Consider the following 11,115-nt stretch of genomic DNA (forward strand, 5'->3'; position numbering starts at 1 on the left):
ATGCCCCGTCCCGCGTCGAGGCTGAACTATCCATGTCCGATTTCCTTGCCCTGGCCCAGCCGGGGGTGCAAAAGCTGTCGCCCTACGTCCCTGGCAAGCCGGTGGACGAACTGGCCCGCGAGCTGGGCATCGACCCTGCGGCGATCGTCAAGCTCGCCAGCAACGAGAACCCGCTGGGTGCGAGCCCAAAGGCGCTGGAGGCTATCCGCGCCGAACTGGCGGAACTGACCCGTTATCCTGACGGCAACGGTTTCGAACTCAAGCGCAAGCTGGCCGAGCGTTGCGCGGTGGATGCGGCGCAGGTGACCCTGGGCAACGGCTCCAACGACATTCTCGACCTGGTCGCCCGTGCCTACCTCGCGCCTGGTCTGAACGCCGTGTTCAGCGAACATGCCTTCGCCGTCTACCCGATCGCCACCCAGGCCGTGGGCGCCGAGGGGCGGGCGGTCAAGGCGCGCGCCTGGGGGCATGACCTGGAAGCGATGCTCGCCGCCATCGATAGGCAAACTCGCGTGGTGTTCGTCGCCAACCCGAACAACCCGACCGGGACCTGGTTCGGTGCGGACGCCCTGGAGCGGTTCCTCGCCCAGGTGCCGGCGGAGGTGCTGGTGGTGCTGGACGAGGCCTATATCGAATACGCCGAGGGCGACGAGCTGCCCGATGGCCTGGACTACCTGGCGCACCATCCCAACCTGCTGGTCTCGCGGACCTTCTCCAAGGCCTATGGCTTGGCTTCGCTGCGGGTCGGCTACGCGCTTTCGAGCAAGGCGGTGGCCGATGTGCTCAACCGCGTGCGCCAGCCGTTCAATGTCAATAGCCTGGCCCTGGCGGCTGCCTGCGCGGCGCTGGATGACCATGACTACCTGGCGCAGAGTCGCCGCCTAAACGATTCCGGCATGGCGCAGCTGGAGGATGGCTTTCACGCGTTGGGCCTGTCCTGGATTCCCTCGAAGGGCAACTTCATCGCCGTGGATCTGGCTCGTGATGCCGGTCCGGTTTACCAGGCGCTGCTGCGCGAAGGCGTGATCGTGCGTCCGGTGGCTGGCTACGGGATGCCGACCTTCCTGCGCGTCTCCATCGGGCTGCCGGAAGAGAACGATCGTTTCCTCCAGGCGCTGGGCAAGGTGCTGGCGCATGACTGAGGTCACGCCGCTGCAACAGTCGACCCCTAAGCTGGGCCGCCTGGTGGTGGTGGGGCTGGGCCTGATCGGCGGCTCCTTCGCCAAGGGGTTGCGGAGCAAAGGGTTGTTCCGCGAAGTGGTCGGCGTGGATCGGGATGCCGAGTCTTGCCGCCTGGCGGTGGAACTCGGCGTGGTCGACCGTTGCGAGGAGGATCTTGGCCGCGCCTGCGTCGGCGCCGACGTGATCCAGCTGGCGGTGCCGATCCTGGCGATGGAACGGGTGCTGGCCGACCTGGCGAAACTCGATCTGGGCAAGGCTGTATTGACCGACGTTGGCAGCGCCAAGGGCAATATCGTGCGTGCCGCGCGTGCCGCGTTCGGCGGGATGCCGCGGTACCTGGTACCGGGGCATCCGATCGCGGGTTCCGAGCAGAGCGGAGTGACCGCGGCGAAGGCGACCCTGTTCCGCCGGCACAAGGTGATTCTCACGCCCTCCGCGGAGACCGATGCCGACGCGCTGGCGCTGGTCGACAGCCTGTGGCGCGCGCTGGGCGCGGACGTCGAGCACATGGAGGTCGAGCATCACGACGAGGTTCTGGCGGCCACCAGCCACCTGCCTCACCTGCTGGCCTTCACCCTGGTCGACTCCCTGGCCAAGCGCAGCGAGAACCTGGAGATCTTCCGCTATGCCGCCGGCGGTTTCCGTGATTTCACACGGATCGCCGGCAGCGACCCGGTGATGTGGCACGACATCTTTCTCGCCAATCGCGAGGCGGTGCTGCGTACACTGGATGTTTTTCGTGACGACCTCGACGCGCTGCGCGAGGCCGTCGACACTGGGGACGGGCACCAGTTGTTGGGCGTTTTCACGCGCGCCCGGGTAGCCCGTGAGCATTTCAGCAAAATCCTGGCCCGTCGGGCCTATGTGGACGCCATGCACAACAACGACCTGATTTATCTGGCCCAGCCGGGCGGCAGCCTGTCCGGAACCATCCGGGTACCGGGCGACAAGTCGATCTCCCATCGCTCGATCATGCTCGGCTCCCTGGCCGAAGGCACCACCGAAGTGGAGGGCTTCCTCGAGGGCGAGGACGCACTGGCAACCATCCAGGCGTTCCGCGACATGGGAGTGGTGATCGAGGGGCCGCAGAACGGCCGCGTCACCGTCCATGGCGTTGGCCTGCACGGCCTCAAGGCGCCGCCTGGGCCGATCTACCTGGGTAACTCCGGTACTTCCATGCGTCTGCTCAGCGGTCTGCTGGCGGCCCAGCCGTTCGACAGCACCCTGACCGGCGACGCTTCCCTTTCCAAGCGGCCGATGAATCGCGTAGCCAAGCCGCTGCGCGAGATGGGCGCGGTAATCGAGACGGGGCCGGAAGGCCGTCCGCCGATGACCATTCGCGGCGGCCAGCGCCTCACCGGTATGCATTACGACATGCCGATGGCCAGCGCCCAGGTGAAGTCCTGCCTGTTGCTCGCCGGGCTCTACGCCGCGGGTGAGACCTCGGTCACCGAGCCGGCGCCGACCCGCGACCACACCGAGCGCATGCTGCGCGGCTTCGGCTATCCGGTGGAGGTCGAGGGCAGCACCGCCAAGGTCGAATCCGGGCATAAGTTGAGCGCCACCCATATCGAGGTCCCGGCCGACATTTCCTCGGCAGCCTTCTTCCTGGTTGCCGCCAGTATCGCCGAAGGTTCGGAACTGGTCCTGCAGCACGTCGGCATCAACCCGACGCGCGTCGGCGTCATCGAGATCCTGCGCCTGATGGGTGGTGACCTGAGCCTGGAAAACCAGCGCGAGGTCGGCGGCGAGCCGGTCGCCGACATCCGCGTGCGCTCCGCGCGGCTCAAGGGCATCGACATTCCCGAGGACCTGGTGCCACTGGCTATCGACGAGTTCCCGGTACTCTTCGTGGCTGCCGCCTGCGCCGAGGGGCGCACGGTCCTGCGTGGCGCCGAAGAGCTGCGGGTCAAGGAGTCGGACCGTATCCAGGTCATGGCCGACGGCCTGAAGGCCCTGGGCGTGAAGGCCGAGCCGACCCCGGATGGTATCGTCATCGAGGGTGGTGCGTTCGGTGGCGGCGAAGTCTGGGCGCACGGCGACCACCGTATCGCCATGTCCTTCAGCGTCGCTTCGCTGCGCGCCAGCGGGCCGATCCGCATCCACGATTGCGCCAACGTCGCCACCTCCTTCCCCAACTTCCTCGCCCTGTGTGCCCAGACCGGTATCCGGGTCGCCGTGGAGAACAATTGATGAACGGCGCTGTACCGATGCTCGCCATCGATGGCCCCAGTGGCGCCGGCAAGGGCACGGTCGCCGGGCTGCTCGCCCGGCGCCTGGGCTGGAACCTGCTGGATTCCGGGGCGCTTTATCGGCTGTTGGCGTTCGCCGCGGTCAACCATGGTGTCGACCTGACCAATGAAGAGGCGCTGAAGGTCCTGGCTGCGCACCTCGATGTGCAGTTCGTCGCCGCCGATGGCAGCCATGGGCAGCGCATCATTCTCGAAGGCGAGGAAGTGACCGATGTGATCCGTACCGAGCAGGTCGGTGCCGGCGCCTCACAGGTCGCCGCCTTACCGGCCGTGCGCGATGCGTTGCTGCAGCGCCAGCGGGCGTTCCTCGAAGCGCCGGGGTTGGTGGCCGACGGCCGCGACATGGGCACCGTGGTGTTTCCCGATGCGCCTCTGAAGATCTTCCTCACCGCCTCGGCGGAGGAGCGTGCGCGTCGACGCTACCTGCAGTTGAAGGCGAAGGGCGCGGATGTTGACCAGTCTGCCTTGCTGGAAGAAATCCGCGAGCGCGACGAGCGCGACAGCCAGCGCGCGGTCGCGCCGCTGAAACCGGCCGATGACGCGATCCTGCTGGACTCCACCGAAATGAGCATCGAGGCGGTGGTCGAGACGATCATCCGGCACTGCGAGCGGCAGGGCTGGGACGTCTGAGGTTTCGGCGCGGGAATTGACGATACAGGGCCTGGTTGCTAATATTCCAGACCTTATGTTGTGGCGTTTTGCAGGTGCGGTGAGGGTTGCCTCTCGACTTGGATGGCGCCATCGCAGAACAACCCAACTGGGCATTCCCATTCGGGAGTGCAATCAGAAGCTAGCAGGAAACCAGCAAATTGTCCTGCGGCTTCATTTAATGACTTGACCGCATTGGCTGGTGATGCGGAATCGGGCCCTTCCGGGCCTTTGACTACAGGTATGAACATGAGCGAAAGCTTCGCAGAACTCTTTGAAGAAAGTCTGAAATCCCTCGACATGCAGCCGGGTGCCATCATCACCGGCATCGTGGTCGACATCGATGGTGACTGGGTCACCGTCCATGCCGGTCTGAAATCCGAGGGCGTCATCCCGGTCGAGCAGTTCTACAACGAACAGGGCGAACTGACCATCAAGGTGGGTGACGAAGTCCACGTCGCATTGGACGCGGTAGAAGACGGCTTTGGCGAGACCAAGCTGTCCCGCGAGAAAGCCAAGCGCGCCGAGAGCTGGATTGTTCTGGAAGCGGCTTTCGCTGCCGACGAAGTGGTCAAGGGCGTCATCAACGGCAAGGTCAAGGGCGGTTTCACCGTCGACGTCAACGGCATCCGCGCGTTCCTGCCGGGTTCGCTGGTCGACGTGCGTCCGGTTCGCGACACCACCCACCTGGAAGGCAAAGAGCTCGAGTTCAAGGTCATCAAGCTCGACCAGAAGCGCAACAACGTTGTCGTTTCCCGCCGCAGCGTCCTGGAAGCCGAGAACAGCGCCGAGCGTGAAGCTCTGCTGGAATCGCTGCAGGAAGGCCAGCAGGTCAAGGGTATCGTCAAGAACCTCACCGACTACGGCGCATTCGTGGACCTGGGCGGCGTAGACGGCCTGCTGCACATCACCGACATGGCCTGGAAGCGCATCAAGCATCCGTCCGAGATCGTCAACGTTGGCGACGAGATCGACGTCAAGGTCCTGAAGTTCGACCGCGAGCGCAACCGTGTATCCCTGGGCCTGAAGCAACTGGGCGAAGACCCGTGGGTTGCCATCAAGGCGCGTTACCCGGAAGGCACCCGCGTCATGGCCCGCGTCACCAACCTCACCGACTACGGCTGCTTCGCCGAGCTGGAAGAGGGCGTGGAAGGCCTGGTACACGTCTCCGAAATGGACTGGACCAACAAGAACATCCATCCGTCGAAAGTCGTCCAGGTTGGCGACGAAGTGGAAGTTCAGGTTCTGGACATCGACGAAGAGCGTCGTCGTATCTCCCTGGGCATCAAGCAGTGCAAATCCAACCCGTGGGAAGACTTCTCCAGCCAGTTCAACAAGGGTGACCGTATCTCCGGTACCATCAAGTCGATCACCGACTTCGGTATCTTCATCGGTCTGGACGGCGGCATCGACGGCCTGGTCCACCTGTCCGACATCTCCTGGAACGAAGTCGGCGAAGAAGCCGTACGTCGCTTCAAGAAGGGCGACGAGCTGGAAACCGTCATCCTGTCGGTCGACCCGGAGCGCGAGCGCATCTCCCTGGGCATCAAGCAGCTGGAAGACGATCCGTTCTCCAACTACGCGTCCCTGCACGAGAAAGGCAGCATCGTCCGCGGTACCGTGAAGGAAGTCGACGCCAAAGGCGCTGTCATCAGCCTGGGCGACGACATCGAAGGTATCCTGAAGGCTTCCGAAATCAGCCGTGACCGCGTCGAAGACGCGCGCAACGTTCTGAAGGAAGGCGAGGAAGTCGAAGCCAAGATCATCAGCATCGACCGCAAGAGCCGCGTCATCAGCCTCTCCGTCAAGTCCAAGGACGTCGACGACGAGAAGGACGCAATGAAAGAACTGCGTAAGCAGGAAGTAGAAAGCGCTGGTCCGACCACCATTGGTGATCTGATCCGTGCTCAGATGGAGAATCAGGGCTAAGTCTCTGATCCATCATGAAAAAGGGCGGCCTAGGCCGCCCTTTTTCGTTTTCCCCTTCTTGGACCTGTTCAAAGACTGATCAGCATGCTAAAAGAGACCTGAGCTGATCTAGCCGCTTGAAAAAGAAGGGAAAACCATGACCAAGTCGGAGTTGATCGAACGGATCGTTACCCATCAGGGGCAACTGTCCGCGAAGGATGTCGAGTTGGCAATCAAGACCATGCTGGAGCAAATGTCCCAGGCCCTGGCGACCGGGGACCGGATCGAGATCCGTGGTTTCGGCAGCTTTTCCTTGCACTACCGCGCCCCGCGCGTCGGTCGCAACCCCAAGACCGGGGAGTCGGTACGCCTCGACGGCAAGTTCGTGCCGCACTTCAAGCCGGGCAAGGAGTTGCGGGATCGGGTCAACGAGCCGGAATAAGGCTGTTTAGAGGCTTGACCTGCTTGGTATGGAGGTATTCATGCGCACGCTTAAAAGAATGCTTGTTGGGCTACTGATAGTGGTTGTGGCCTTGTCGGCAATTATTTTTACTTTGGAAAATCGTGCTCTTATCCAATTTTCCTTCTTGGGGTGGGAGACGCCTGCGATTCCGAGTGCATTGTTATTTTCATTGGTGTTTGTTGCGGGCGGTCTGCTCGGTTGGTTTTTTGGAGTTTTTGCAGGCTTTGCGCATCATAAGTCGTCAAGACAACCTTCCGTGTAGAACTTGTCGGGGATCGTGGTGTCCAATATATCTTGTTGGGCTTTTCCCCTGATAGAGTTTCCGATTGGACTGATGATGGACTGAATGTGAATAAGCAGAATTCTTCTTTGATGACGGCTGATGGTGAGGTTGACCTGGTGAAGCTGGTCAAGGAGCTTTGGGTTAACAAGGTTCTGATTCTTCTGACTACTCTTCTTGCATTAATCGGGTCTTTTACCTATGCGTATCTGAGTAAGCCTGTATATGAATATAGGGTTGCAGTAGTGCCTCCTGCTCTTGGGTCTATCGAAGGTTTCAATGTTGGTAGAAGGGAGAATGGCCTAGATGCATATACTGTTAGAAGTATCTATGCGATCTTTTCGCGCAATCTGCTTTCGGATGAGAATAAAAAAGAGTTCTTCTATAAGATATACCTTCCCCAGGTGGGTGAGGGAGCGGAAAGCGAAGATGAGCAGGAGGAGTTTTATAAGAAGTTCTCCAAAGAGGTAAAGATTGATCCTGCTAACAAGCCAGATGCAGACCGTTATACGGTAATTGTGGAGGGCACGAAGCGAGAGGTTCTTGCTACATGGGCACAAGCTTTCGTGCGTTTGGCTGCGGATCGGGCCGTGCATGAGGTTATTGATAGTGCAGGTAGAGATTTCCAGGTAAGAAATGCTGCAATGCAGAGCCGCATAACCGTGCTGCAGAATATGGCGAAGGGCCGCCGTGATGATAGAATTGCACGTTTGAAGGAGGCATTGCTGATTGCGGAGTCGCTCAAGATAGATGGCCCGCCATTAATAGAAGGGGCGTCCGAGCAACAACTCTCCTCGATCATGGATGGTGACTTGATGTACATGCGAGGAGCTAAGGCGCTGCGCGCTGAAATCAACAATCTTGAGTCGCGTAGTGTAGATGCTCCATTCATTCCTGAGTTGAGAACTCTCCAAGAGAAACTATCTTGGAACTCCAGTTTGTCTGTGGATTCTGATGCGGTGGCTGTCTACAAGGAAGACGAGGGACTCTCTTTTTCAAATCAACCCATTAAGCCGAAGAAGATTCTTATAGTTACTATAGGTACTTTGGCAGGATTGATAATTGGAATTCTACTCGCAGTGCTCGCTGGTTTTATAAGGAAGCTTCGTAGCGATGGCTCTCTTCGCTAAGTTTTGATCTAAACCCTGATGCCACTTACTGGCATCAGGGTTTACTTGTTGTAGTTGTTGAATTGTATTAGGGGGTATCGAGTAGAATGTCAATAAGGCGGGGCGTTTTCTACTCCGGTATATCCATGGGCAGCAACTATCTTTTGCCTCTTGCTGCGATTCCTTTTCTCACGAGAACATTGTCAAGCGAAGCGTTTGGCCAATTGGTGATTGCCCAGGCCGTGGCTGTCATTCTATGTCAACTGGTAGACTTTGGATTTATTCTGGCAGGATCAAGAAAGGCTGCCATTATCGATAACAAAGTTGAACTGTCTAGTTTCTTTTCTGTTGTACAGAGTGCTAGATTCTTATTGTTGCTGCTTTCACTTTTAGTGCTGGCCATTTTGGCTGTATCTTCTATTTTACCAATCCCCTTGCTTGTATTGGTTGCGGCTGCTCTTCCGGCAGTAGTTGGAAATTATCTTCAAGCAGTATGGTTCTTTCAGGGAAGAGCGCTGTTTGGATGGTTGGCGCTTACCAATTTTTTGTCTAAGGTATTTTATTTTCTATTGGTCGTTTTTTTTGTCACGAAGGATTCTGACCTTGTGCTGGCTTCGTTGGGGTTTGGTTTTTCCTATGTCATAGGTGGAAGTGCTCTCTGTTGTATTTTATTTTCTATGGGAATACGGTGGCGCCCGGTTCTCGAGAAAGACAGAATTCTCGATATATTGCGTGACGGTGCTCGATCTTTTCTTTCTCTGGCTTTTCTTAGCTTGCACATGCAAGTGCTCGTTGCGGCGGTTGGTGTTGTTGGTGGAGCCTCCGCGGCCGGAGTGCTTTCTACTGCGGATAAATTCCTTCGCGGGATCGCGGCTGCTACTTCACCCATAGCTAGCGCTCTATTTCCGACTTTTAGCAGGATGTATGCGAGTGCCGACCCGGCAGTCGGCAGTTTAAGAAGGAAAGCGCTAGGTCTGATGTTACTAATAGCTATTCCTAGTTGTTTATTTCTTTTCTTATTTTCTGAATACATTTCATATCTCCTATTCCCGGAACAGTCCAGAGGTCTAACTGTTGTAATAAGAATGTTTTCGATAGTGCCAGTGTTTGCTTGTATTGGTGTTCTGTATGGAGGGTTGACTCTTGTTCCTTCTGGGTATGATGGTGTATATTTGCGAGCAATTTTTTTTGCGGAATTGGGCGGGGTATTAACATTTATCCTCTTGGCGCTTTGGGGGGATGAGCTTTTTGGAGCGTGGACGCTGGTCGTTACAGAGGTCTCTTTGGGGATGGGAATGTTTTTCCTGGCCACGGTTAAGTTGAGAGAGAAAAGGGGACTTTGATGTTGTTGAGTGTCGTCGTTAGTACTTGGCGTCGTCCCAAGGAACTAAAATTGGTCCTGGCCGGCCTTGTAGCGCAGTCTCTGGCTTTTAAGGATTTTGAAGTTATTGTTGTCGACAGTAATAGTGGTGATGAAACACCCGATGTGGTCCGCGAGTTCGAAGCGGTTCAGGGCTTCAACGTCCGTCTTGAGCAGGCCGAGCTGAATTCGGCTAGTGCAAAACGAAATAAAGGCGTTCGTTTAGCGAAGGGGCGCTACGTAGTGCTTCTTGATGATGATTGTGTGCCAGATCCTGCTCATCTCTCGAATTTTCTGAACGCTGCTAACTCTCGAAGGGGGGAACGCGTTATCTGGTGCGGTGGTGTCAGATTTTCTTGCTCATTGGTGTCGACGAGTAATTACTATCGCTATAGGGATAGTTGTCACTTCTCTGCTGACAAGCCGCTGCCCAACTCCTTGGGGTATAAAACTATTGTTACCATGAATATGCTCGCTGAGAGGGATATTCTGCTCCAAGATAATGCTCTTTTTGATGAGCGATTTGTTGGGTACGGCTTTGAAGATACGGAGTTTGGGTTAAGGGTTGGCAAGCTTGGTTATTCTGTTCTTCCTTGTCGGGCTGAAATCGAGCATGTCGAACCGGAAGGCAGTATTTCGAAGTTCTGTCGCAAGTACTATCATGCCGCCCGTGACGGAATGCCGGAATTCATGAAAGTTGCAACAACTGATGACCTTGAGACTCTTGGTCCTATACGATGGATGGAGCCGGGCTTTGCTTTGTCAAGCAAGTTTCAGAGTCTATTCAGAGCAGTGCTGTGTCTTGCGCTGGAGTCAAAGTTTTCAAATATTCTTATTCATTCTCTAGAGAAAACGGACTCTATTCGATGGCTCTACTCTAGAGCTGCTTATAGGCTCGTTTTGGCCTCATCCTATCGGAAGGGGGTTCTCGATAGAAAGTCGAAACTTTCCAAAGAGAAAGCAAACAAAGATGGGTGGTACTCGTGAAGCAGAGAAGCGTTGCTCTGGTTCTCCTTTTTGTGTTTCTCTTTCATATTCTCCGGAATCTATCCGGTGCGTATTATTTAATTCTTGCTGGGTTTTGTGGGCTGTTTTTTCTCTTATTTATTAATAACTGGAGGGATATTAAATATAGCGCATTAGGTATATTTGTTATTTTCTTCTGGACGTATGCCTCGCTCGTTTCGGTGTTATGGTTCGATCTATATGGAGACTATTCCATAGGGATTTTCAGGTTGTGGGCATCATTACCTCTTCTCTTTGTTGCTATGGTTCTTGCCAGAGATAATCTAAAAGTGCCCATGCAACTTATTTCATTTTTCTTCAGTCTGGCGGCTCTTTCTTTTCTCTGGCAGTATGTATTTGGACCTATAGAATGGTTCGCTGAAGCCAGTGAGCGTGCTGGGGGCGCCCGTTTTGCATCATTGGTAGGAAGTTTGACCGCATATGGTGTTATGGTGGGAGTTCCCGCACTTGCTTCACTCTTTTATCTAAAGGGTTGGGCGCGCGTGGTATGTTTCCTTCTTCTTTGCTTGGGGGCGATGCTGTCGCTGCAGAAAGCTGCTCTGGCCAATATCGTCATTGTCTTATTTTTTGCCTATTGGCTAAAACTGATCAAAAAGACATACTTGTTTTTCACCTTCCTTCTTGCAGGGCTGGGTTTATCTGTATTTTTCCTTGCAGACTTCGGGGCTGGCAGTCTGGAAACCGTGCATCGACTGATTGTCGGGCTCCTCACCTCCGATTCCTCAGTCTCGCAAGATGTTCCATTCTTCGAATCCATATTCGATCGGGTAACTGCACTGCCTTTGGAAACATTGTCTTTCTACGGTAGCGAGATACTTGTTTTGGGCGCGGGCGTTTTTGGGGGAGGGGGGGTTCTCAAGGCAATCGCATGAAGCTCACCTGAGACC

10 protein-coding genes are annotated in these 11,115 nt (G+C 56.3%); all 10 read left to right on the forward strand.

Features of this window, described 5'->3' with window-relative positions; genetic code table 11:
- The first annotated feature begins 32 nt into the window (after nucleotides 1–32).
- The 10 genes from hisC (at nucleotide 33) to HMPREF2924_RS35995 (ending at nucleotide 11,100) form a co-directional block, all read left to right on the forward strand.
- Nucleotides 33–1,142, forward strand: coding sequence for a histidinol-phosphate transaminase (gene hisC, locus HMPREF2924_RS00105; RefSeq protein WP_003130520.1), 1,110 nt, complete (start codon nucleotides 33–35; stop codon nucleotides 1,140–1,142).
- Nucleotides 1,135–3,375 carry a bifunctional prephenate dehydrogenase/3-phosphoshikimate 1-carboxyvinyltransferase gene (locus HMPREF2924_RS00110; RefSeq protein ID WP_023091538.1) on the forward strand — a complete coding sequence of 747 codons (2,241 nt, stop codon included), beginning with the start codon at nucleotides 1,135–1,137 and terminating at the stop codon, nucleotides 3,373–3,375. Before hisC ends, HMPREF2924_RS00110 begins: the two co-directional genes overlap by 8 nt.
- Nucleotides 3,375–4,064, forward strand: coding sequence for a (d)CMP kinase (gene cmk, locus HMPREF2924_RS00115; RefSeq protein WP_003091443.1), 690 nt, complete (start codon nucleotides 3,375–3,377; stop codon nucleotides 4,062–4,064). The genes HMPREF2924_RS00110 and cmk overlap by 1 nt, the downstream gene beginning before the upstream one ends.
- Nucleotides 4,065–4,331: 267 nt before the next feature.
- Nucleotides 4,332–6,011 (forward strand): 30S ribosomal protein S1, encoded by a 1,680-nt coding sequence (gene rpsA / locus HMPREF2924_RS00120; protein ID WP_003091442.1) that lies wholly within the window; start codon nucleotides 4,332–4,334, stop codon nucleotides 6,009–6,011.
- Nucleotides 6,012–6,147: 136 nt separating this feature from the next.
- Entirely contained in the window at nucleotides 6,148–6,432 is a 285-nt protein-coding gene (ihfB, locus tag HMPREF2924_RS00125) for an integration host factor subunit beta (RefSeq protein ID WP_003091441.1), read from the forward strand.
- A gap of 40 nt (nucleotides 6,433–6,472) precedes the next feature.
- A complete protein-coding gene (locus HMPREF2924_RS33700) occupies nucleotides 6,473–6,715 on the forward strand; it encodes a LapA family protein (protein WP_071534085.1) in 243 nt (80 codons plus the stop codon).
- Between the two features lie 86 nt (nucleotides 6,716–6,801).
- On the forward strand, nucleotides 6,802–7,863 hold the full coding sequence (locus HMPREF2924_RS00130; RefSeq protein WP_003091440.1) for a Wzz/FepE/Etk N-terminal domain-containing protein: 1,062 nt from the start codon (nucleotides 6,802–6,804) through the stop codon (nucleotides 7,861–7,863).
- An 86-nt stretch (nucleotides 7,864–7,949) separates the two neighbouring features.
- Complete coding sequence (locus HMPREF2924_RS33705; protein WP_015502630.1) at nucleotides 7,950–9,185, forward strand: oligosaccharide flippase family protein; 1,236 nt, start codon at nucleotides 7,950–7,952, stop codon at nucleotides 9,183–9,185.
- Nucleotides 9,185–10,189 carry a glycosyltransferase family 2 protein gene (locus tag HMPREF2924_RS33710; protein ID WP_003130527.1) on the forward strand — a complete coding sequence of 335 codons (1,005 nt, stop codon included), beginning with the start codon at nucleotides 9,185–9,187 and terminating at the stop codon, nucleotides 10,187–10,189. Before HMPREF2924_RS33705 ends, HMPREF2924_RS33710 begins: the two co-directional genes overlap by 1 nt.
- On the forward strand, nucleotides 10,186–11,100 hold the full coding sequence (locus tag HMPREF2924_RS35995; protein WP_177344952.1) for a hypothetical protein: 915 nt from the start codon (nucleotides 10,186–10,188) through the stop codon (nucleotides 11,098–11,100). Before HMPREF2924_RS33710 ends, HMPREF2924_RS35995 begins: the two co-directional genes overlap by 4 nt.
- Nucleotides 11,101–11,115 lie beyond the last annotated feature (15 nt).

This window comes from Pseudomonas sp. HMSC063H08 (assembly GCF_001813645.1).
GTDB classification, from domain to species: Bacteria; Pseudomonadota; Gammaproteobacteria; order Pseudomonadales; family Pseudomonadaceae; genus Pseudomonas; species Pseudomonas aeruginosa.

What these genes read in the sequence shown, in the direction of transcription:
- hisC (WP_003130520.1), top strand. Translation starts at nt 33, where the DNA reads ATGTCCGATTTCCTTGCCCTGGCCCAGCCGGGGGTGCAAAAGCTGTCG.
- HMPREF2924_RS00110 (WP_023091538.1), top strand. Translation starts at nt 1,135, where the DNA reads ATGACTGAGGTCACGCCGCTGCAACAGTCGACCCCTAAGCTGGGCCGC.
- cmk (WP_003091443.1), top strand. Translation starts at nt 3,375, where the DNA reads ATGAACGGCGCTGTACCGATGCTCGCCATCGATGGCCCCAGTGGCGCC.
- rpsA (WP_003091442.1), top strand. Translation starts at nt 4,332, where the DNA reads ATGAGCGAAAGCTTCGCAGAACTCTTTGAAGAAAGTCTGAAATCCCTC.
- ihfB (WP_003091441.1), top strand. Translation starts at nt 6,148, where the DNA reads ATGACCAAGTCGGAGTTGATCGAACGGATCGTTACCCATCAGGGGCAA.
- HMPREF2924_RS33700 (WP_071534085.1), top strand. Translation starts at nt 6,473, where the DNA reads ATGCGCACGCTTAAAAGAATGCTTGTTGGGCTACTGATAGTGGTTGTG.
- HMPREF2924_RS33705 (WP_015502630.1), top strand. Translation starts at nt 7,950, where the DNA reads ATGTCAATAAGGCGGGGCGTTTTCTACTCCGGTATATCCATGGGCAGC.
- HMPREF2924_RS33710 (WP_003130527.1), top strand. Translation starts at nt 9,185, where the DNA reads ATGTTGTTGAGTGTCGTCGTTAGTACTTGGCGTCGTCCCAAGGAACTA.